Source organism: Streptomyces sp. NPDC047706 (assembly GCF_043204795.1).
Taxonomy (GTDB): Bacteria; Actinomycetota; Actinomycetes; order Streptomycetales; family Streptomycetaceae; genus Streptomyces.
In genome coordinates this window covers 39,355-61,374 of the sequence record NZ_JBIDCW010000035.1, presented here as the reverse complement: position 1 = coordinate 61,374, position 22,020 = coordinate 39,355, and the positions used below count along the sequence as shown (strand labels likewise).

Here is a 22,020-nt window from a genome sequence, read left to right as displayed (position 1 = left end):
GCGGGCCGGACCGGCCCGTCATCGCGGACGGGCTGAGCCCTGCCTCGGTCCGGCTCGCCACGGGCCTTCGGCCGGGACCGGTCCCGGGCCCCTGGAGAACCCCACACAACCACCCGGTGAGTGATCGAAACGCCGGTGTGGTTAGCATATGAGCGCCACCTAGCTCGAAAGATAGGCCCGTGACGATCAACGACGACTCGTTCACCAACTGGAAGAACCGCGAGGAGATCGCGGAGTCGATGATTCCGATCATCGGGAAGCTGCACCGCGAGCGGGACGTCACCGTCCTGCTGCACAGCCGCTCCTTGGTGAACAAGTCGGTCATCAGCATCCTCAAAGCCCACCGGTTCGCCCGCCAGATCGCCGGTGCGGAGCTCTCGGTCACCGAGACGATGCCCTTCCTCCAGGCGCTGACCGCCCTCGACCTCGGCCCCTCCCAGATCGACATCGGCATGCTCGCGGCCACGTACGTGGCCGACGACCGCGGCCTGAGCGTCGAGGAGTTCACCGCCCAGGCCGTCGCCGGCGCCACCGGCGCCGACAGGATCGAGCGCCGCGAGCCGCGCGACGTCGTCCTCTACGGCTTCGGCCGTATCGGCCGTCTGGTCGCGCGCCTGCTGATCGAGAAGGCCGGCTCCGGCAACGGGCTGCGGCTGCGTGCCATCGTCGTCCGGGGCGGTGGCGAACAGGACATCGTCAAGCGGGCCTCGCTGCTGCGGCGCGACTCCATCCACGGCCAGTTCCAGGGCACGATCACCGTCGACGAGGCGAGCAGCACGATCTTCGCCAACGGCAACGAGATCAAGGTGATCTACTCCGACGACCCGACGTCGGTGGACTACACGGCGTACGGCATCAAGGACGCCATCCTCATCGACAACACCGGCAAGTGGCGTGACCGTGAGGGCCTGTCCAAGCATCTGCGGCCGGGCATCGACAAGGTCGTGCTCACCGCCCCCGGCAAGGGCGACGTCCCCAACATCGTGCACGGCGTCAACCACGACATGCTCAAGCCGGACGAGGACATCCTGTCCTGCGCGTCCTGCACCACCAACGCCATCGTCCCGCCGCTGAAGGCCATGGACGACGAGTACGGCGTGCTGCGCGGCCACGTGGAGACCGTCCACTCGTTCACCAACGACCAGAACCTGCTGGACAACTACCACAAGGCCGACCGGCGTGGCCGCTCCGCGCCGCTGAACATGGTCATCACCGAGACCGGCGCCGCCTCCGCCGTCGCCAAGGCGCTGCCCGGCCTCAAGGCCAGGATCACCGGCAGCTCGATCCGCGTCCCCGTACCGGACGTCTCGATCGCCATCCTCAACCTGCAGCTCGCCCGCGAGACCACCCGCGAGGAGGTTCTCGACCATCTCCGCGAGGTGTCGCTGACCTCGCCGCTGAAGCGCCAGATCGACTTCACCAGCGCCCCCGACGCGGTCTCCAGCGACTTCATCGGCTCACGCCACGCCTCGATCGTCGACGCCGGCGCCACCAAGGTCGAGGGCGACAACGCGATCCTCTACCTCTGGTACGACAACGAGTTCGGCTACTCCTGCCAGGTCGTCCGCGTCGTCCAGTACGTCTCCGGCGTCGAGTACCCGACCTACCCGGCACCGGTCGCCTGACCGGTCGTACGCCGCCGCGACGCCCGGACCACGTTCACCAGTGGTCCGGGCGTCGGTCGTTTCTCACGGGGTAACGAGCTCACGGCGTAACGAGCTCACGGGCAGCGAGCGACAGGCCGTCGCCGGCGAAGGCGCGAACACGCCTTGGCCGATCAGGTACTGGACGAGCCCCGGCACATCCCTACTCTGTCCCTCATGAAGACCACAGAGCGCCTGGCGGCCGGGACTTGACGGCGCGTCGGCCGAGGCCGGTCCGGGGAGAGCCCCTTCACCGCCAGTCAACGTGCCGTACCTCATGGCCGTCATCTCCCGGCCAACCGACCGCCCCGCGGGAGCGGTTGTTAACCCAGTCGGTGGTAGCGGGTCAACTGGCTAAGCGGTGGCTGTTGCCTGTGGCTCGGACCCTCGCGAACATGACAACGACCAGAGCCGGACTGTCACGTGTCGCGGCGGCCACCGTCGCCGCCCTGGCCATCCTGGCCGCCCCCTCCGCTCAGGCCGCCCCGCCCGCTCAGGCCGCGGCCACCGCTCAGGCCGCCGGCGCCGCCCGGGGCCTGCCCCTCGGTGACGCCGACCTGGTGGAGACCCGCAGCAGCCAGACCCTGGCGAGCGGCGTCACCCTCACCCGGATCGTCCGGGGCACCGAGCCCGCCCCGCCCGACCAGATCAACACCACGACCCGTGGCCCCTGGGTGGTCAACGTCCTGACCATCGACCCCCGCAAGGCGCGCGGCCACCTGGAGGCCACCTACGGCCCCGACCTCGCCCGCACCGAGAAGACCACCGACCTCGTCCGCTCCTCCGGAGCGCTCGTGGGCGTCAACGCCTCCTTCTTCACCTTCACGGCCAACCCCCAGTACCCGGGAGACCCGGTCGGTCTCGGCCTGTACGGCGGCAAGCTGCTCAGCGAGCCGTCCAGCGACCCCGCCGAGGTCAACTTCGTCGTGGACTCCCGCACCGACCGGGTCGTCATGGGCAAGCTGAGCTGGTCCGGCAGCGTGCACAACCGGCAGACCGGCGCGAGCCTTCCGCTGGAGTTCATCAACCACCCGCCGGTGGTCCCCGCGGGATGCACCTCCCTCCCGGACCAGACCCAGTGCACCCAGCCCGGTGACGTCGTCCGCTTCACGCCCGAGTTCGCCGCGGCCACGCCGTCCGGCGCCGGCGCCGAGGTCGTCCTCGACCGGCGTGGCTGTGTGGTCCGCACCGCCACGACCCGGGGGACGCAGCTGACCACCGGTCAGACTTCACTCCAGGCGACCGGCCGTGAGACGGCCTCGCTGCTGCAGCTGGCGGCGGAGGGGTGCCTGTGGACCAGGTCCCAGCTCGTCGACGAGAAGGGCGAGCGGGTCGCGCTGCACAGTGGGCTGACCGGTGTCAACGGCCGCTACCGGCTCACGGCCGACGGCCGGATCGTCGTCCCGGACGGCACGGGCAGCTTCTTCGACCGCAACCCCCGCACCGTCGGCGGTACGACGAAGGACGGCCGGATCGTCTTCGTGACCATCGACGGCCGGATGACCAGCAGCGTCGGCACCACCATGGACGAGACCGCCGCGGTTGCCCACGCGCTGGGGCTGCACGACGCGGTCAACCTCGACGGCGGCGGCTCCACCGCCATGTCCGTCCGGGGCGAGCTGGTGAACCGGCCGAGCGGCACCACCGAGCGGCCCGTCGGCGACGCCCTGATCCTGCGCGGCTGACCCCGCTGCCCGCCCGGCCGGCCGACCGGACCGAGAGGTCCGGCCGGTCAGCCGAGGGCCTTGTCCAGGTTGAACGCCGCGCTGATCAGCGCGAGATGGGTGAACGCCTGCGGGAAGTTGCCCTGCTGCCGGCCGGTGTGGCTGATCTCCTCGGCGTACAGGCCGAGATGGTTGGCGTAGGTGAGCATCTTCTCGAACGCCAGCCGCGCCTCCTCCACCCGGCCGGCGCGCACCAAGGCCTCGACGTACCAGAACGAGCAGATCGAGAACGTGCCCTCGTCGCCGCGCAGCCCGTCCGGGCTGGCCTGCGGGTCGTAGCGGTAGACCAGCGAGTCGGACACCAGGTCCCCGGTGAGCGCGTCCAGCGTGGACAGCCACTTGGGGTCGGTGGGCGCGATGAACTTCGACAGCGGCATCATCAGCAGTGCCGCGTCGAGCACCTCGTCGTCCTCGTGCTGGACGAACGCCTGACGCCGTTCCGACCAGCCGTGGGTCATGATCCGCCGGTAGATCGTGTCGCGGACGCCCCGCCAGCGCACGATGTCGGCGGGCAGACCGCGCCGGTTGGCCATCCGGATGGCCCGCTCGATCGCCACCCAGCACATCAGCCGCGAGTACAGGAAGCTCTTGCGGCCACCGCGGGTCTCCCAGATGCCCTCGTCCGGCTGATGCCAGTTCTCGCACACCCAGTCGACCAGGCCGCACACGTGGTCCCACTGGGTGCTGGAGATCGGCTGCGCCCACTTGTCGTACAGGTAGACGGAGTCGATGAGCGCGCCGTAGATGTCGAGCTGGAGCTGCTCGGCGGCGGCGTTCCCGACGCGCACCGGAGCCGCGCCCTCGTGCCCCTCCAGATGGTCCAGTTCACGTTCGGGCAGATCGGTGCGGCCGTCGATGCCGTACATGATCTGCAACGGGCCCGAAGGCTTGCTGTCGCCCGGGGTGATGTGCCGGGTCACGAACTTCATGAACGCGTCGGCCTCGCCGGTGAAGCCCAGCCGCAGCAGCGCGTACACGCAGAAGGCGGCGTCGCGCACCCAGACGTAGCGGTAGTCCCAGTTGCGCTCGCCGCCCAGCTGCTCGGGCAGGCTGGTGGTCGGCGCGGCCACGATCGCGCCGGTGGGCGCGTAGGTGAGCAGCTTCAGGGTCAGCGCCGAGCGGTGCACCATCTCCCGCCAGCGGCCCCGGTACTTGGAGGCGGCCAGCCAGCGCCGCCAGTACGCCACCGTCGCCGAGAAGTGCCTCTCCGCCTCCTGACTCGGGCAGCAGCGCGGGGCCACGTCGTCGCCGACCTGGTCCAGCGCGAACACCGCCGACTCGCCCTCGGCGAGCTTGAAGTCGGCGCGGGCGTCGAGACCGGCGGCGTCCAGGGGGACCGTGGAGGTGAGGCCGAGCGAGAGGTCGGGTGACTCGAACACCGCCACGTCCCCGACCATGCGCAGGGTGTGCGGCTGGGTGCCGTAGTCGAAACGCGGGGCCACCCGCGCGCGGAACGGGATCGAACCGCGCACGCACAGCACCCGCCGGATCAGGCGGTGCCGCTCCGCCTCGAGGGACTCGCCGCTGATCGGCATGAAGTCCTGCACCTCGCCCACGCCGTCCTCGGTGAAGAAGCGGGTGATCAGGACGTTGGTGTCGGGGAAGTAGAACTGCTTGGTACGCCCGGGCACGGACGCGGCCAGCTCGAAGCTGCCGCCCCGCTCGGCGTCCAGGATCGACGCGAAGACGCTCGGCGCGTCGAAGGCGGAACAGCAGTACCAGTCGATCGTGCCGTTGGTGCCCACCAGGGCGACGCTGCGCAGATCGCCGATCAGCCCGTGCTCGGCGATCGGCAGGTACCGGGAGTTGCCGGATGCCCCGTCGTCAGGTATTCCGTACATCGCTGCCTCCCACAACGGCCGTACAGCGCGTTTCCAGCTTAGGCGCGATCGGAACAGACCGGCGGTGCGAAGTGCGAAGGGGGTGCGAGGCGGATCGGAGGGCGTGGAGGGTGTTGGGGACTCTCGGGCCGGGCACGGACGGTGCGGGCAGCGCAGCAGCGGCCGGGGCGGCACGCGGGGAGCGGGTCGTGTCCGGGAGGTCCGTATGCCGGGCGGCGGTGTGTTCGGGAGGTTCTGAACGGCGGGCGGAGCTGTGGCCGCAAGGCCCTGTATGCCGGGCGGGGTGTGGCCGTAAGGCCCTGTATGTCTGGCGGGGTGTGGCCGTAGGCCCCCGTATGGCGACTGGGAAAGCCGGCGCAGCGCGCCCCTTCACGGAGGGCTGGCGCGCGGGCGACGGCGGCAGGTCGGCACGGGTGGGTGGCTGGGCCGGCGGGCGCGGCGACGGCAGGCGCGCGGCGTGGGCGCCTGCGCGCTGAGAACGGATGACAGTGCGCGCGAGTGAGGGCGGGCGACCGCGACCAGCGCACATGGAAGGTGGGCCCGGATGAGGACCCGTGCACGGCGATGGCGCTGGTCAGACCGCTACCACCGTCACCCCCGCCTCCTCGAAGCGCCGTACCGTCTCCTCGTCCACCGCCGTGTCCGTGACCAGCGTGTCCACGAGCTCGGTGCCGCAGATCCGGGCGAAGGCGCGCCGGCCCAGCTTGCTGGAGTCGGCCGCGACGATCACCCGCTCGGCGCGCTCGCACAGCAGCCGGTTGATCGCCGCCTCCGCCTCGTCGTGCGCCGCCGCCCCGTCCGCGACATGCAGGCCGACGACCCCGACCACCGCCACGTCCAGCGTGATCTGGCCGAGCACACCGTCCGCGAGCGGCCCGATGAGCTCGTACGACTGGGCCCGTGCCACCCCGCCCGTGACCACGATCTTGAACTGCGGTCGTACCGCCAGCTCGTTGGCGATGTTCAGCGCGTTGGTGACGACGGTCAGCGCCGGCGAGCCGGAGGCGAGGTCGCCGCGCACGGCGAGGGCCCGCGCCACCTCGGTCGTGGTGGTGCCGCCGGTCAGCCCGACCGCCTCACCGGGGGCGATGAGTTCGGCGACCGCCTGGGCGATGCGCTGCTTCTCGGAGGCGCGACGGGCCGTCTTGTAGCGCAGGGGCAGCTCGTACGACACTCCGTGGACGACCGCGCCACCCCGGGTGCGGACGAGCATCTGCTGCTCGGCGAGCCGGTCGAAGTCCCGGCGGATCGTCGCGGGCGACACCTCCAGTTCGGCGGCGGCCTCCTCGACGTCCAGTCGGCCGCGCTCGACGAGCAGCTCCAGCAGCGCCTTCCAGCGGGCGTCCCGTGACATCCGCACCTCCCTGCACGTTCTCGGTACCCGTGACCCTAGCGCAGCCCCCATCCCTCAGAGTGCTTGATTCTGCTCGAAAAGGCGCTGTATCTTGCAGCAACAATCAATCGTTGGGAAGGGTGCGGCATGACGCATGTCGAGGACGAGCTGGGCAGCCAGCCGGAGTGCTGGACCCGGGCCGCCGCGCTCGCGCCGGAGCAGCGCGCGGCACTGCCGGCGCCGGGGGAGCGGGTCGCGATCGTCGGATGCGGCACCTCGTACTTCATGGCGCAGTCGGCCGCGGCCCTGCGCGAAGCCGCCGGGCAGGGCGAGACGGACGCCTTCGCCGCCTCGGAGTTCCCCTACGGCCGCGGCTACGACCGGGTCCTCGCCCTGACCCGCTCCGGCACCACCACCGAGGTCCTCGACCTGCTCCGCAAGGTGAACGGACGCACCCGCACCTCCGCGATCACCGCCGACCCGCTCACACCCGTCATGGACGCCGCCGAACACGTCGTCGTGCTCGACTTCGCCGACGAGGGGTCGGTCGTGCAGACCCGCTTCGCCACCACCGCGCTCACCCTGCTCCGCGCCCACCTGGGCCTGCACACCGACGCCGCCGTCGCGGACGCCCGCACCGCACTCGACGCCGAGCTGACCGAAGTCCTGATGGACTGCCGCCAGTTCACCTTCCTCGGCACCGGCTGGACGGTGGGCCTCGCCCATGAGGCGGCCCTGAAGATGCGCGAGGCCGCCCAGGCGTGGACCGAGTCCTACCCCGCGATGGAGTACCGGCACGGTCCCCTCAGCATCACCACCGAAGGCACGGCGACGTGGATGCTCGGGCCCGAGCCCGAAGGACTCGCCGACCAGGTACGGGCCACCGGCGGGCAGTGGGTGGCGGGCGGCCTCGACCCGCTCGCCGAGCTGATCCGCGCCCAGCGCCTCGCCGTGGCCGTGGCGGCAGCCCGCGGCCTCGACCCCGACCGGCCCCGCAACCTCACCCGCTCGGTGATCCTCTGAGACGCCCGCGCACGGAGGGGCCGCCCGGCCCCGCCCCCGCGTGACCTCCGAGCAGCACCAGCAAGGAGAAGCCGTGCCCCTCGTGAGAACCGGCGAGCTCGTCACACGCGCCGCCGACGCCCGTTCCGCCGTCGCCGCCTTCAACATCATCACGCTGGAACACATCGAGGCCGTCATCGCCGGCGCGGAGAGCGCCGGGAGCGGCGTCGTGCTGCAAGTCAGCGAGAACGCCGTCAAGTTCCGCTACGGCCGGCTGCTGCCGCTCGCCCGCGCCGCCGTCACCGCCGCCGAACGGGCCGCCGTTCCCGTCGCGTTGCACCTCGACCACATCCAGAGCGACAGCCTGCTGCGCCAGGCCCCGGACGCCGGCTTCAGCTCCGTCATGTACGACGCCGCGCGCCTGGCCTACGCCGAGAACCTCGCCGCGACCCGCGCCGCCGCCGACTGGGCGCACGCCCAGGGGCTGTGGATCGAGGCCGAGCTGGGCCAGGTCGGCGGCAAGGACGGACAGCCGCCGCTGGACGCCCACGCGCCCGGCGCCCGTACCGAGCCCGCCCAGGCCCGCGCCTTCGTCACCGGCACGGGGGTGGACGCGCTGGCTGTCGCCATCGGCAGCAGCCATGCCATGACCACCCGCACCGCCACCCTCGACCACACCCTCCTCAAGCGCCTCTCCGGCACTCTCGACGTCCCCCTCGTCCTGCACGGCTCCTCCGGAGTCCCGGACGGCGATCTCACGGCGGCGGTCGCCGGCGGCATCACCAAGGTCAACGTCGGCACCGCCCTCAACGTCGCCATGACCGGCGCGATCAGGGAGTTCCTCGCCGCCCGTCCGGAGGCCGTCGACTCGCGCATGTACCTCAGCGTCGGCCGCGAGGCGATGGTGCGGACGGTCACGGCGATGCTGCGGATACTCGGCGGCCCTACCGTTTGACGGCCTTCAGCACCACGAACTTCGGGTCGCTCGCCACGAGGTGGCTGTTCCCGAACAGCCGCCGCAGCTTCACGTGATAGCCGAGATGCCGGTTGCCGACCACCCACAGCTCACCGCCCGGCCGCAGGGCCCGCCGCGCGCCCGTGAACATCCGCCAGGCGGTCGCGTCGGTCGTCGCCTGGTGCGCATGGAACGGCGGATTGTTCAGCACCAGGTCGACGCTGCCCGACGGCACCCCGGACAGCCCGTCGCCGACGCGGAACTCGGCGTGCCCGGGCACCCCGTTCGCCTTGTACGTCGCCTCCGCCGAGGCTACGGCCTGGAACGACTCGTCGACGAACAGGACCTCGGCGGCCGGGTCGGCCAGCGCCACCGCCGTACCGACGACACCGTTGCCGCACCCCAGGTCGACCACCCGGCGCACCCCGCGCGTCCGTGGCAGATGGGCGAGGAAGAACCGCGTGCCGATGTCGAGCCGGTCCGCGCAGAAGACGCCCGCGTGGTTCACGACCGTGTGCCCGGACACCGGGCCGACGTCGCCGGGCAGGGCGTAGCTGTGCGGCCACGGGTTCGCGGGCCGCCGCAGCGACGGATCCGGCGTGCACAGGATCAGCCGGGCCTTCTTCCGCGCGAGTGAGGTACGGGTCGGGCCGAGGATCCGTTCGAACAGGTTCAGCGTCGAGGTGTGGATCTCCTTCACCATGCCGGCGCCGACGACGACCGTTCCCTCGTGCACGGCGGGCGCCAGCCGCAGCAGCTGGTCCTCCAGGAGTGCCAGGCTCTTCGGGACACGCACCAGGAGCACGTCGATCCGCTCGGGCGGCGCGTCCCGCGTGGTGAGCAGCGACACCGTGCCGGGCTCGACGCCGCTGCGGGCGAGGTTGGCGCGGGTGGCCTCCTGGGCCAGGTAGGAGTCGGTGATCTGCACGGGCGCGTGCCGCGCGAGCGCCGTGACCAGCGCGCCCCAGCGGTCGCCGAGCACCACGATGGTGCCGGACAGCGGGACGTCCTGCTCCGCGAGGTGCCTGAGCAGATACTCGTCGGAGGCGTCCCACGCGCGCAGGCGGTCACGCGGGTCCTCGGGGAAGCGGATCGGCGCGAGCTCGCCCCAGGGCGTCGTCATACGGTCGTTCATCGTGCCGTCCAGGCTAGCTGCCCGCAGCTCACGGCCGGTGCGCGAGGATGGAGGGCATGGACACCGAGCTGTTCCCCAGGGAGCGTACGGAGATCGCGCCCGGCGCGGTGCACGTGCCCGACTGGCTGGACGGGGACGGCCAGCGTGAGCTGCTGCGCGCCTGCCGGGAGTGGGCGCGGCCGCCCGCCGGACTGCGCACGGTCCACACCCCTGGCGGCGGCACCATGACCGCCCGGCAGGTCTGCCTGGGCTGGCACTGGTACCCGTACGCCTACGCCCGCACGGTCGCCGACGGCGACGGTGCCCCGGTGAAGCCCTTCCCTGCCTGGCTCGGCGACCTGGGCCGACGGGCGGTGACGGACGCCCTCGGAGCGGCGGCGGCCACCGGGGCCGCGTACGACATCGCACTGATCAATTTCTACGACGGCGACGCCCGGATGGGCATGCACCGCGACGGCGACGAGGAGTCGGACGCGCCGGTGGTGTCCCTGAGCCTAGGCGACACCTGCGTCTTCCGCTTCGGCAACACCGAGACCCGGACGCGCCCCTACACGGACGTCGCGTTGCGCAGCGGCGACCTGTTCGTCTTCGGAGGACCGTCACGGCTCGCCTACCACGGGGTGCCCCGGGTGCGCCCGGGGACCGCGCCCGGCGAGTTGGGCCTGACCGGTCGGCTGAACGTGACCCTGCGGGTGAGCGGCTTCACGGCGGAGCGGGCCGAGGGCCGTCCGGCGCCCTGACGGGCGGGGGAACCGGGCGGCCCGCCGCGACGGTGGCGCGGACCGCCGGCCGCATGGCCCGCCGCTTCCGGCGGTGCGCCCGGCGGCCGCCGACGAACGAACGGATCATGGGAGACTCGCCCTCATGAGTGGCAAGGCGGACCCCCGGACGGCGGGGGAAGGGACCACCTCGAGAACGCGGTTGGACCGGGGGCGCGCAGCGCTCGGCCCCGCGTTGGAGCTCGTGCACACCGGACGCGCCCCGACCCGCGCCGTCCTCACCGCCGAACTCGGCGTCACCCGCGCCACGGCCGGAGCGGTCGCCGCCGAGCTGGAGGCGCTGGGCCTGATCCGCGTCGACGCCCGGCCCGGCGCCGCCGCCGGGTCCCAGGGCCGCCCCTCGCACCGGCTGGAACTCGCCGAGGACGGCCCCGTGGCACTCGCCGCGCAGGTGCACGCCGACGGCTTCCGGGCCGCGCTGGTCGGCCTCGGCGGGCGGATCGTCGCCACCGCGCCCGGCTGCGAGACCGTCGACGCCGACCCCGCGAAGGTGCTCGGGTCGGTGGTGGAGGCGGGCGCCGAGCTGTTGCGCGCGACCGGGCGGCGGTGCGTGGGCGCCGGCCTCGCCGTGCCGTCGGCCGTCGCCGAGCCGGCGGGGCTGGCACTGAACCCGCTGCACCTGGCGTGGCCGGCGGGGGCGCCGGTGCGGCAGATCTTCGCCGAGTGCGTCCGCGCGGCCGGGATCACCGGCCCCGCGTTCGCGGCCAACGACGTCAACCTCGCCGCGCTCGCCGAGCACCGGCACGGCGCCGGACGGGGCGCCCGCGACCTGCTGTGCGTGGCCACCGGGCACCGTGGCGTCGGCGGGGCGCTGGTGCTCGACGGGCGGCTGCACACCGGCAGTTCGGGCCTGGCGCTGGAGGTCGGCCACCTCACCGTCAACCCCGAGGGCCGCCCCTGTCACTGCGGCAGCCGCGGCTGCCTCGACGTCGAGGCCGACCCGCTTGCCTTCCTCACCACGGCCGGCCTCGAACCGGGCCCCGAGGTGTCCCTGCTGAAGCAGGCCGACGACCTGATCCGGCACGCGTACGCCGACCCCGCCGTCCGCATGGCGACCGAGGCCCTGATCGACAGGCTGGGACTGGGCCTCGCCGGGCTGGTGAACATCCTCAATCCCGACCGGATCATCCTGGGCGGCCTGCACCGCACCCTCCTTGACGCCGACCCCGGGCGTCTGAGGGCGGTGGTCGCCGACCGCAGCCTGTGGGGCCAGAGCGGCGGAGTGCCGATCCTCGCCTGCTCCCTGGACCACAACAGCCTGGTCGGTGCGGCGGAACTGGCGTGGCAGCCGGTACTGGACGATCCGCTGGGGGCGCTCGCGGCGGCCTGAGGAGTGCCGCCGTCCGGGGCCGACGCCTTCCGCGGGCGCCTGGCAGGCGGTCACCGTGACGACACGGCTGGTCGGGCTTCGGGGCGGCAGGACCGGCGATCTTCGAATCCGGTCTCGGCCGGCGCGCGTACGGCGTTCGGTATGCGCCAGTCGGTGGCGTGGTGGGGGCGCGCGGGACCGTCGTAGGACAGGCAGGCGCCCGCCTCGGCCGGCCTGGCGGTGCACGACGGGGTCGGGGGAGCGGTCCGAGGTGCCCAGGATCATCCGGTGCGGCGGCACGCCCAACTCCCCGCACCGCAGGTCCAGTACGTCCGGTGCGGCCGTGCCCAGCTCCAGGTGGACGGCGACGGACGCGCCGGTCGCGTGGTGGGCCTCGGGGCGGCGGCCATGGTCCAGCTGGGCGTGGGCGTCGAACGCGTGGAGCCCGCCCGCGACCTTGACGAACCCCGCACGGACGCCCGACGTGCCGATGCCCTCGGTCAGTTCGGCGACGAACACGTCCGCCGGCCCCCCGCACCCGCTCCAGCGCTCCCTCGCCGTAAGGGGCGGCCTGGTGCAGTCCCGTCGCGGCCACCTCAGGGACCCCGCAGTCCCGGGCGGGCGCGGGCAGATCCGCGGCCCGCCGGCCCAGCCCGTACGGGGTCGCATGACGCCGTTCAGCAGGACCCGCGTGCTGCGCTCACCGCCCGGTCAGCCCACAACGGCCGACCGGGCGGGAGTGTGTTCGGGCGCGCGGACGGCCGGTTCGACCTCCGCGAACCGGCGCGCCGGCTCGGCGGCCGTACGGCGGGCCGGGCGCGGGGGCGCCTTCAAGGCAGGGCTGACCGTGGGCAGCGTGAACCACACGATCTTGCCGTTGTCGCCGTCCGGCCGTACGCCCCAGCTCTCGCTCATCGCCGCCACCATGGCGAGCCCGCGCCCACAGGTGGCCAGCGGGTCCGCGTCCGCCACCACGGGAAGACGCGGGTCGTGGTCGCGCACCGAGACGGTGAGCCGGTCGAGCAGGAGCTCGATCTCGACGGTGCACGTCTTGTCGGGTTGGGCATGCCGGTGGACGTTCGAGAGCAACTCCGTCACACCGAGCGCCGCTCGGTCTATCAGGGGATCCAGATGCCAGTAGCGCAACTGCGCAGATACGATTCTGCGGACCTGGCCGATCCGCGACGGCAGGGCTTGGAGCTCCACCGTGCAGTGCCTGCTTGGGTGACTGATCACGGCTGCGACTCCCCGACGTGAGGTCCGGAAGAACACGGAGTTCGGATCCAGCAGCGCCCGTGAAAAGGCCGCCTGCTGTCGTGGCCGGCGGGCTGGTTCGCAGCGTTATCGCCGGTAAACCCAGAGTGACGTGAGACCAGAGTGGCGCAAGGGGTGTGAGGCCGCAACTCGCGGTGTTCCGGACAGAAAGCGGCGCCGTCGCTTCCCGGCCACGGCTGCCGCCCTCCCCGGCCCGGCCCTCGGTCACCTGTCAGGTGCCCTCTGCGGCCGCCCTGCGCACGGCCTCGATGAACCGGCGTGCCGCGGGTGGGCCAGGCTCGCCCGGGGCGGGGTCCTGCTCGCCCAGGGTCAGCACATAACGCTTGCCGTTGAGGTCGGCCAGGGCGCGGTCCCCGGAGGCGAACCACGGCTTCGACGCCCGCACCGCCCGCACCGGCGCGCTGTCGATCTCGCTGCCGTAGCTGGTGAGCAGCTCCACCCGGCCGCCGCTGATCCGGACCTGCCCGGCCCGGGTGAGTGAGCGCAGGCCCTTCCCGATCCGCACGCCCAAGGCCGTGAACTCCGGCTCCGCCATGCCCTGCCGCCCCCTCGTCGACCGCGGGTCCTGTTCGGGGTGTCCGTCCCACCCGGTGCAGTCTGCACGCCACCGCAGTCGCGCACCAGTGCGCACGTCACCGAGGCATAGGCCACCCGGTGCACTCACGCGAATGCGCCCCCGGAGGTGGCCGGCAGGACAGCCGCCCGCCGGTCGGCGCCCGAGTGCGCCAAGGCCGCCGCGCGGTGGCGGCGCGTCCCCGTGCCCAGTGGGCCCCCAGCCCCGGCTTTGAGCGCCTCAAAGATGCGTTTATGCAGGTGAGGAGCGTGCTCAGGCTGCTTATGATCGGTGCGTCGGCCGCGCGATCCGCCGTCGGCGTGCAGCCCTAAGGAGCCCCGCCGTGACCACCCCCCAGCAGATCCGGACCGGCACCACCCTCGACGCCGACCGCACCGACGCCGCCTACCGCGGCTGGCTCAAGGACGCCGTCCGCAAGGTCCAGGCCGACGCCAACCGCTCGGCCGACACCCACCTCCTCCGTTTCCCCCTGCCGGAACACTGGGGCATCGACCTCTACCTCAAGGACGAGTCGACCCACCCCACGGGAAGTCTCAAGCACCGCCTCGCGCGCTCGCTCTTCCTCTACGGGCTGTGCAACGGCTGGATCCGTCCGGGCCGCCCGGTGATCGAGGCGTCCAGCGGTTCGACGGCCGTCTCCGAGGCGTACTTCGCGAAGCTGATCGGTGTCCCCTTCATCGCGGTGATGCCCCGCACGACGAGTGCGGAGAAGTGCCGCCTGATCGAATTCCATGGCGGCAGCTGCCACTTCGTGGACGACTCACGCAGGATGTACGAAGAATCCGCCCGCCTCGCGGCCGAGACCGGCGGACACTACATGGACCAGTTCACCTACGCGGAACGGGCCACGGACTGGCGCGGCAACAACAACATCGCCGAATCCATCTTCCGTCAGCTGGAGTTGGAGCGCTTCCCGGAGCCCGCGTGGATCGTCGCCACGGCCGGCACCGGCGGCACCTCCGCGACCATCGCGCGTTACGTCCACTACATGCAGTACGACACCCGCGTCTGCGTCGCCGACCCGGACAACTCCTGCTTCTTCGAAGGCTGGACCACCGGCGATGCGGACGTCACCTGCGACTGCGGCTCCCGTATTGAGGGCATCGGCCGGCCCCGGATGGAGCCGAGCTTCGTGCCCGGTGCGATCGACCGCATGATGAAGGTGCCGGACGCGGCGAGCGTCGCCGCGGTACGCGCCCTGGAGCGGGCCATCGGCCGCAAGGCGGGCGGCTCGACGGGCACCGGCCTGTGGAGCGCCCTGAAGATCGTCGCCGAGATGGTCGCCGAGGGACGTACCGGCAGCGTGGTCACCCTGCTGTGCGACCCCGGCGACCGCTACCTCGACAAGTACTACTCGGACGCCTGGCTGGCCGGACAGGGACTGGACATCGCCCCCTACACCGCGGCGATCGACTCGCTGCTCGCCACGGGTGACTGGCCGGACTGAGGCGTCCTACCGCGCCAGCCGCCGGTCCAGCGCCGTCATCGCGTCCCGGAAGGCCTTGCCGAGGCCCGGCCGGGCCAGCCTCAGCAGCGCACGGAACACCGGCGGCCCGTCGGCCGCGAACGTCCACTGCACCCGCGTACCGCCACCGGCCGGCGCGAGCCGCCACTCCTCGACGAGCGCGCGGGCGCCCGGCGTGTTGGTCTCGTCGATGCGATAGGCGTACACCTCCGGCCCCTTCGCCACGAGGACCGTCTCCGCGAACCGCGTACCGCCGCGCAGACGGACCTCGCGCCCGGCGCCTTCGCCGGTCGTCCGGGCCAGCGTCACCGCCGAGAACCACTCCGGCCAGCCGGCCACGTCCTCGGCGAGCGCGTGGAAGACCGACTCCGGGGAAGCGGCGATCTGCCGCGCGAAGACCAGCCGTACCGGAGCGGACCGGACGAAGCCGAGATCCACCGGACGCAGTCGGCGCGCCATGTGAAACCCCCTGTGCGAGGAGCGGGGACGGGGCCGCTCACCCTGGTCTGCGGTCCGTCGGATGTCTGCGCCGCGGACGGGATCAGGGCTCGTCGGTGGCCTCGTCCTCGCCCGCCACGATCAGGTGCCGCAGATGCTCCGCGATGTCCTCGCGCGCCTCGGCGGTCAGCCCGGAGTCGGTCACCAGCGTGTCCACCTGCTCCAGCGTCGCGAAGGAACTCAGGCCCACCGTGCCCCACTTGGTGTGGTCGGCGACCACCACGACCCGCCGTGCCGACTGCACCAGCCGCCGGTTGGTCTCGGCCTCCGCGAGGTTCGGCGTCGACAGGCCCGCCTCCGCCGATATGCCGTGCACGCCGAGGAACAGGACGTCGAAGTGGAGGGTGGCGATCGCCTGGTCGGCGACCGGCCCCACCAGGGAGTCGGACGGTGTGCGCACCCCACCGGTCAGCACGACCGCCGCGGCGCCCTGCCGCTGTCCCGAGGACCGCTGCGCCGAGTGGAAGACGTCGGCCACCCGCACCGAGTTCGTGACCACGGTGAGGTCGGCGACCTCCAGCAGATGGTGGGCCAGCGCGTAGGTCGTCGTGCCGCCCGACAGCGCGATCGCCGAGCCCGGCGCGACCAGTTCGGCCGCGGCCTTCGCGATGTCCTCCTTGGCGCTCAGCTCCAGGCCCGACTTGGCCTCGAAGCCCGGCTCGTGCGTGCTCGCCTCCAGCACCGGCACCGCACCGCCGTGCACCTTCTCCAGGACGCCCTGGCGGGCCAGCGCGTCAAGATCGCGGCGGACGGTCATGTCCGACACGCCGAGCTTGCGGGTGAGCTCGTTGACGCGGACGCCGCCGCGCCGCCGCACCTCGTCCAGGATCAGGGCGCGGCGCTGCTCCGCGAGGAGGTTCTGATTCTCACTCACGTACGCTCCGGTCCTTTCCTCGAGCCGCCCGACACACCCTCGCACCTGCTCCCACTAGGACGTTCTCGCGGGCCCCGGTGCGTGGGCGTCCCATGTTCGCACGGCTTGGCCCGAGTCGCGCCACCGGCTGCACGACGCGCACATGTCACCTGGGTCTCATCGGTTGCCCGCCCCTCACACGGATCGGGGAGATTCCGTGACGAGGGGTGTGCAGCGTGCCGCCAGGGGAGATCCTGGTGCCGCATGGACATGCCGATGGCGCGTCCGGGGGATGTGCGAAGGACACGGGGGAAGTGCGGAGAGTGGAAAGCGCGCAGGAAGACCTGAACGACGGAGCGTCCCGGCCCGCGGCCCCGCCGGTGGGGACCGGAGCCACCCTGGAACTGCTGGTGCACGGCGTGGGCGGCGCCACGCCCGAGCACATGCTGGACGATCCGCGCACCGTGCGGGTCTCCGGCGACGACACGGCGGCCGTCTTCCGTCGCGCCGACGACGTGGATGCCGAGCATCGCCCGGCCGGGACGCAGACCCGGACCGGGACCGGCAGCGCCACCGGCGGCCGCCCGGTGCCGGAGGCCTACGTCTGGTGCAACCTCACCTCCGGAAACGGCGCACGCGCCCTGTGGCTGCTCCTGCTGCCGTTCATGGTGGCCAACCTCGCCCACTGGATGCGCCCCTCGGCCCAGGACCGCCCCCGCACCATCCGTCTCTACGGGCTGCTGGTGCGCCTCGTCGGGCTCAGCCTGACGGTACTGCTGGTCGCCGCCGCCTGCGACGTCGCCCTGGACCTGACTGCCTGGCAGTGCGCCGGCACGCGCGCGTGCGCCGAGCGGCACACCTGGCTCGGCTTCCTGTCACCCACCGCGTCGGCCGGCGGCTGGTGGAGCCGGCCGGGCCGCCGCCTGGCCCTCGCGGCCCTGCTGCCCACCGCCCTGGTCGGTCTGCTCTGGTACCTCTCCCGGCGCACCTGGAGCGCCTACGAGTCGGAGCAGCCGCTCGTCCGTGAACCCGACGAGGACGGCGCCCGCGGCGCGCTCGGCCGCCCCGGCTTCTGGTACGGCCGGCGCCTGGTCGCCCGGCTGCGCGGCGCCCACACCGCCGCCGGTCTGCTCACGGTGGCCGCCGCCGTGGTCCAGGCCGCCGCCCGGCACGACCGCGAGGCCGGCGGTCCAGCCGCCCTGGCGACGCTGGGACGGGTGCTGGAAGCGGCTCTCGTCCTCGGCGCGGTCGCGGTGGTGGCGGTGGTCTGCCGGCGCGGCCGCAGCGAGAAGCACCTCGACCGGGAGATCGACACCTCTCTGGTACGGCACCTGCCGCTCGGTGCCCTCGTCCTGCTCGCCCTCACCCTGGTCCACGCCTGCTGGGAGCGCCCCGGGTGGCACTCGGACGGCAGGCTGCCGGGCGACGTGGCTTTCGCGGGCATCGCCCTGGCACAGGGCCTGCTGGTGATCGTCCTCGCGGTCGTCGCCCACCAGCTGTACCGCAGCGACCCCGACCCACGCACCGCGATGCGGGGCTTGGCCGGACCCGCCGTCGCGATGCTGGCCTGCGCACTGGGCGGCGTGATGTCCGGCGGCGTCTCCCAGCGCGTCGCCGACTGGGTGGACGGCACCCGGGCCTCACTTCCCGGTCCACCGGTCGTGCTGACCTGGCAGGCGTCCGTGATCCCGCCGCTGCTCGTCGTCCTGCTGCTCCTGGCCTGCGGGCAGGCCTGGCGCACCCTGCGGCTGGCCCGCGCCGAGCGCGCCGTCGTGGAGGCCGAGTACGCGGGGGAGGCAAAGGACCCGGACCGCACCCGCCGTATCGCCCGCACGCGTGCGACGGCCACGCTCACCGACCGCGGCCCCCTCTTCGTAGCCGCCGTCTCCGCCGTCTCCCTGGTCCTGGGCATCGGAGCGCTGGTCGGCGCGATGGCGACGGACAAGACCCCCGGTGCGGCCGCACAGCACACCCATCCCTTCGTCCACGGTGCCGCGGACACCGCCCAGGCGCTCGGATCCTGGCTGGTCGGACTCGGCTTCATCCTGTTCGTCACCCTGGGCCGGCGTGCCTACAAGGACGCGTCCGCACGCCGCACCGTCGGCGTCCTGTGGGACGTCGGCACCTTCTGGCCGCGCGCCGCCCACCCCTTCGCACCGCCCTGCTACGCCGAGCGCGCGGTCCCCGACCTGAGCTGGCGGATCACCACCTGGACCCGCACCACCGGCGGCCGTCTGGTGATCTCCGGCCACTCCCAGGGAAGCGTCCTCGCCGCCGCCGCGGCCTGGCAGCTGCCGCCGGCCGTGCGCGGGAAAGTCGCCCTGCTGACATACGGATCCCCCCTGGAGCGCCTGTACGGCCGCTGGTTCCCGGCCCACTTCGGGCCGGCCTCGCTCGCCGCCCTCCACGACGAGGTCGACTGCTGGCGCAACCTGTACCGGCTCACCGACCCGATCGGCGGCCCCGTGCACCTGCCCGCCGGTGACGGCCCACAGGTCGACCGCGAGCCGATGCGGGACCCTCTGGCCCATGCCCGCAGCGACCTCCACCCGCTGCCCGCCCCGGTCCTCGGACATTCCGACTACCAGGCCGACCCGGCCTTCGACCGGGAGCGCGGCGACCTGCTGGACCGGCTCCGCCCTGGACTGCCGGCCCAGCGCCCCGGGGCCGCCCGCTAGCCGCTCACGCGAGATCGGGCAGGTCCCGCGCGTACAGCAGGGTCAGATCGTCCGTGCTCGGTTCCTCGACCTGGGCGACCCGGCTCGCATGCCGTTCCACCATCGCCTCGAAGGTCTGCCGCGCGGTGCGGCCGTTGCCGAAGGCGGGACCCTTCGGGATCGCCGTGAAGTACTTGAGCAGGGCCTCCGCGGCACCCGGCGCCAGCCGGTACTCGTGCTCCTCGGCCTGCTGCTCCACGATCCGCAGCAGTTCCTCGGGGCCGTAGTCGCTGAAGGTGATGGTGCGTGAGAAGCGGGACGCGACACCAGGGTTGACCGACAGGAAGCGCTCCATCTCGGCCGTGTAGCCCGCGACGATCACCACGACCGCGTCCCGGTGGTCCTCCATCAGCTTCACCAGCGTGTCGATGGCCTCCTTGCCGAAGTCCCGGCCCGCGTCCTGCGGGGACAGCGCGTACGCCTCGTCGATGAACAGCACCCCGCCACGCGCCCGCTCGAACGCCTCCTGGGTGCGGATGGCCGTCGAACCGATGTGCTCGCCGACCAGATCGACGCGGGACACCTCGACCAGGTGGCCCTTGTCCAGCACCCCGAGCGAGGCGAGGATCTCGCCGTAGAGACGCGCGACCGTGGTCTTGCCGGTGCCGGGGGAGCCCGTGAAGACCAGGTGCCGCTTGACCGACGCGGCCTTCAGGCCCGCCTGCTGCCGGCGCCGGCCCACCTCGATCATGTCGGTGAGCGCCCGCACCTCGCGCTTGACGCTCTCCAGGCCCACCAGGGCGTCCAGTTCACCCAGGACGGCCTTGGAGGTCCGGGCCGGTGTCTGCGGCTGTACGGCGGCGACGAGCGGCTCCTGCTCGGTCGAGCGCTGCCCGGGGATGGCGCCCAGCAGCCCCGGTGACTGACCGGCCGTCTGCACCGCGGGCGCGGGGGCCGTTGTGGGTGTGCGCACCCCCGCGCTCTCGTCGCTGGTGCAGTCCTCCACCACCGGCCCCACACCCGACTCGGCGTCGGGACCGCCGTCCGCGAACTCGTACCCGCCGCGCGCGCACCGCTCCGTACGGCACTTCTTCAGCGTCGTACGGCAGCCGTCGAGGACATGGAAGCCGTATCCACCGCTGCCCCGCACCCGGCAGTTGAGGAAGCTGCCGCGGCCTCCCGCCGAGACGTAGAAGCCGGCCTCCGCGGGGGAGTCGACCGTGCACCGCTCGATGGTGGGGTCGGCGCCCTTGGTGACGATCACGCCGGTCTGGGTGCCGTCCAGCGTGCAGTTGCTGAGCGTTCCGCCGCTGCCGTGGTCGCGGAACCACGCGCCCGTCGCGGCGTCCCGGATCCGGCAGTCGTCGAGCTGCGCGGTCGCCCCGTCGCTCACCGACACCGCCGTGTTGCGCACCTGGGACAGATCGCTGTCGACGACGTCCGCGCGCGAGCCGCGATCGAGGACGAACAGCGCGTCGGGCACGTCGTGCACCCGGCAGGAGTCCAGCACCGCGGTGGCGCCGTCGCTGACCCAGACAGCCGGGTAGTCGCCGGTGCTGTCGAAGATCTCGCACTGGTTGGCGTCCACGCGTGTACCCGGGTCCCACACCGACAGGCCGTTGCGCCCGAACTGGCGCACGCTGGTGCGGGTCAGCGTCAGAACGGAGCGGGAGCGCAGGTCGACCGCGTTCTCCGGGATGTCGTGGATACGGCAGTCGGCGAGGGTGAGCACCGCGTCCGTGTCGAGGGTGACACCGTCGGCGGTGGTGCGGTGGACGTCGCAGTCGGTGAGGTGGGCCGTGGCCCGGCCGGTGATCTGCACACCGCTGCCGCGGACCTCGTACACCTCGCACCCCACGGCCTCCAGCGCGGAGTTCTCACCGGTCGCGGTGAGGCCCGAACCGGCTGCGTGGTGCACCCGGCAGCGCTCCAGGCGCGGGTGCCCGCCGCCGCGCACCGCCACGCCCGCCTGTCCGGCGGCGACGACCTCACAGTCCTCGAACACCCCGGCCCCGCCGTCGACGACGGCGATCCCGATACCCGCCGGGTTGTCGACGGTGCACCGCCGCACGGTCGGCCGGGCGCTGCCGCGCACCTCGATGCCGGCCGCGGACCGTGTGACGACCCGGACGTCGGACAGCTCCGGCGCGCCCTCCTCGACGAGCAGCGCGGGCGCCGCCGCGTCCTGGCCCTCCACGTGCAGGTCCTGGACGACCGCGGAGGCGCGCACGACGAGCGGCACGCCGTCGGCGGGCGCGATCCGTACGGAACCGGGCGAGCCCTCGGGTCCGCGCAGGGTCACCGCCCGCTGGACGACGAGATTCTCCCGGTAGGTCCCCGGGGCGATGGTGAGCACGTCACCGTCGGCCGCGGCCTCCAGGGCGGCGGCGAGCGAGGCGTACTCACCTGTGCGGCGCCGCCACCGCGATGTACCGGCGTGCGTCACCTGGACCGTGCCCTGTGCCATGGCGTTGCTGTGCCCCCACCTCGGTCGTACTGACGGCTCGTTCGCCCGGAGGCGTCCACCCGTGCCGGAACCCGTGACCGCGCCCGGCCCCGCAGGGCCGTCGCGCGCTCGCGCGCTCGACACCGGCGCGCCCCTGAAGCTCGCTCGCGCGCAGGTCGATGCCGAATCTCGCTTCGGCCGGTCCACCGTAGCGTGCGCGCGGACACCGGGTTGACCGGAGCCGGAAGGCCGTCAGCTGCCCGTGCCGGTCCTGCCCCGCTCCGGGCGCGCCCGGCCCGACGCCTGGCTCCCAACGCGCGTTCCGGCGAAGGACCGTGCGCCGGACGATCAGCCGTCTTCCGCCCTCGACCGGGCACATGGCCGCCAGGGCCGCGCCGGCCCCGGCGAGCACGGCGTGCGTGGCCGCCGCCGCGGGGCCAGCGGGCGCACCACCGGGCGACCCTGCCCCTCGGTCCATGTCGCGAACCGGTCGCCCGGCTCGGGGTTCTTGAGCCGGGCGGCGACCGGACC

General features: G+C 72.9%; 16 protein-coding genes and 1 pseudogene. 8 read left to right on the top strand and 9 right to left on the bottom strand.

Annotation, left to right across the window (positions count from 1 at the left end):
- Nucleotides 1–179 precede the first annotated feature (179 nt).
- The gene (locus ACGF8A_RS31325; RefSeq protein ID WP_393113639.1) at nt 180–1,625 is read left to right on the top strand and encodes a glyceraldehyde-3-phosphate dehydrogenase; all 1,446 of its coding nucleotides are present in this window, start codon (nt 180–182) and stop codon (nt 1,623–1,625) included.
- Nucleotides 1,626–2,038: 413 nt separating this feature from the next.
- Nucleotides 2,039–3,328, top strand: a complete 1,290-nt coding sequence (locus ACGF8A_RS31320) for a phosphodiester glycosidase family protein (RefSeq protein WP_393113638.1) — start codon at nt 2,039–2,041, stop codon at nt 3,326–3,328.
- 47 nt (nt 3,329–3,375) lie between these two features.
- Here ACGF8A_RS31320 and ACGF8A_RS31315 read toward each other — a convergent pair whose 3' ends face one another.
- Together ACGF8A_RS31315 and ACGF8A_RS31310 are read right to left on the bottom strand one after the other, a co-directional pair.
- Nucleotides 3,376–5,208 carry a glycoside hydrolase family 15 protein gene (locus tag ACGF8A_RS31315; protein WP_393113637.1) on the bottom strand — a complete coding sequence of 611 codons (1,833 nt, stop codon included), beginning with the start codon at nt 5,206–5,208 and terminating at the stop codon, nt 3,376–3,378.
- 574 nt (nt 5,209–5,782) lie between these two features.
- Complete coding sequence (locus ACGF8A_RS31310; protein WP_393113636.1) at nt 5,783–6,562, bottom strand: DeoR/GlpR family DNA-binding transcription regulator; 780 nt, start codon at nt 6,560–6,562, stop codon at nt 5,783–5,785.
- A gap of 126 nt (nt 6,563–6,688) precedes the next feature.
- Here ACGF8A_RS31310 and ACGF8A_RS31305 point away from each other — a divergent pair, with 126 nt between their 5' ends.
- Together ACGF8A_RS31305 and ACGF8A_RS31300 are read left to right on the top strand one after the other, a co-directional pair.
- Nucleotides 6,689–7,564 carry an SIS domain-containing protein gene (locus ACGF8A_RS31305; protein WP_393113635.1) on the top strand — a complete coding sequence of 292 codons (876 nt, stop codon included), beginning with the start codon at nt 6,689–6,691 and terminating at the stop codon, nt 7,562–7,564.
- A 73-nt stretch (nt 7,565–7,637) separates the two neighbouring features.
- Nucleotides 7,638–8,498 (top strand): class II fructose-bisphosphate aldolase, encoded by an 861-nt coding sequence (locus tag ACGF8A_RS31300; protein ID WP_393113634.1) that lies wholly within the window; start codon nt 7,638–7,640, stop codon nt 8,496–8,498.
- On the opposite strand, the gene ACGF8A_RS31295 is transcribed toward ACGF8A_RS31300, so the two are convergent.
- Nucleotides 8,488–9,621, bottom strand: coding sequence for a methyltransferase (locus tag ACGF8A_RS31295; protein WP_393113650.1), 1,134 nt, complete (start codon nt 9,619–9,621; stop codon nt 8,488–8,490). The two genes, ACGF8A_RS31300 and ACGF8A_RS31295, sit on opposite strands and share 11 nt — an antisense overlap.
- 68 nt (nt 9,622–9,689) lie before the next feature.
- Here ACGF8A_RS31295 and ACGF8A_RS31290 point away from each other — a divergent pair, with 68 nt between their 5' ends.
- Both ACGF8A_RS31290 and ACGF8A_RS31285 read left to right on the top strand, forming a co-directional pair.
- Nucleotides 9,690–10,373 (top strand): alpha-ketoglutarate-dependent dioxygenase AlkB family protein, encoded by a 684-nt coding sequence (locus ACGF8A_RS31290; protein WP_393113633.1) that lies wholly within the window; start codon nt 9,690–9,692, stop codon nt 10,371–10,373.
- A gap of 124 nt (nt 10,374–10,497) precedes the next feature.
- Nucleotides 10,498–11,742 (top strand): ROK family protein, encoded by a 1,245-nt coding sequence (locus tag ACGF8A_RS31285; RefSeq protein ID WP_393113632.1) that lies wholly within the window; start codon nt 10,498–10,500, stop codon nt 11,740–11,742.
- A gap of 95 nt (nt 11,743–11,837) precedes the next feature.
- Here ACGF8A_RS31285 and ACGF8A_RS31280 read toward each other — a convergent pair.
- The 3 genes and pseudogenes from ACGF8A_RS31280 to ACGF8A_RS31270 form a co-directional block, all read right to left on the bottom strand.
- Nucleotides 11,838–12,385, bottom strand: a pseudogene (locus tag ACGF8A_RS31280) (phosphotriesterase); the annotation flags it as partial.
- Between the two features lie 47 nt (nt 12,386–12,432).
- Nucleotides 12,433–12,957 (bottom strand): ATP-binding protein, encoded by a 525-nt coding sequence (locus ACGF8A_RS31275; RefSeq protein ID WP_393113631.1) that lies wholly within the window; start codon nt 12,955–12,957, stop codon nt 12,433–12,435.
- A gap of 250 nt (nt 12,958–13,207) precedes the next feature.
- Nucleotides 13,208–13,531, bottom strand: a complete 324-nt coding sequence (locus ACGF8A_RS31270; RefSeq protein ID WP_393113630.1) for a hypothetical protein — start codon at nt 13,529–13,531, stop codon at nt 13,208–13,210.
- 361 nt (nt 13,532–13,892) lie between these two features.
- On the opposite strand from ACGF8A_RS31270, the gene ACGF8A_RS31265 reads away from it, so the two are divergent.
- Nucleotides 13,893–15,017 (top strand): PLP-dependent cysteine synthase family protein, encoded by a 1,125-nt coding sequence (locus ACGF8A_RS31265; protein WP_393113629.1) that lies wholly within the window; start codon nt 13,893–13,895, stop codon nt 15,015–15,017.
- Between the two features lie 6 nt (nt 15,018–15,023).
- On the opposite strand, the gene ACGF8A_RS31260 is transcribed toward ACGF8A_RS31265, so the two are convergent.
- Both ACGF8A_RS31260 and ACGF8A_RS31255 read right to left on the bottom strand, forming a co-directional pair.
- Entirely contained in the window at nt 15,024–15,494 is a 471-nt protein-coding gene (locus ACGF8A_RS31260; RefSeq protein WP_393113628.1) for an SRPBCC family protein, read from the bottom strand.
- An 82-nt stretch (nt 15,495–15,576) separates the two neighbouring features.
- Nucleotides 15,577–16,407 carry a DeoR/GlpR family DNA-binding transcription regulator gene (locus ACGF8A_RS31255; protein WP_393113626.1) on the bottom strand — a complete coding sequence of 277 codons (831 nt, stop codon included), beginning with the start codon at nt 16,405–16,407 and terminating at the stop codon, nt 15,577–15,579.
- Nucleotides 16,408–16,709: 302 nt separating this feature from the next.
- Here ACGF8A_RS31255 and ACGF8A_RS31250 point away from each other — a divergent pair, with 302 nt between their 5' ends.
- Complete coding sequence (locus ACGF8A_RS31250; protein WP_393113649.1) at nt 16,710–19,064, top strand: hypothetical protein; 2,355 nt, start codon at nt 16,710–16,712, stop codon at nt 19,062–19,064.
- A 4-nt stretch (nt 19,065–19,068) separates the two neighbouring features.
- Here the strand turns inward: ACGF8A_RS31250 and ACGF8A_RS31245 are convergent, their stop codons facing one another.
- Nucleotides 19,069–21,510 (bottom strand): right-handed parallel beta-helix repeat-containing protein, encoded by a 2,442-nt coding sequence (locus ACGF8A_RS31245; protein WP_393113624.1) that lies wholly within the window; start codon nt 21,508–21,510, stop codon nt 19,069–19,071.
- Nucleotides 21,511–22,020: the final 510 nt, after the last annotated feature.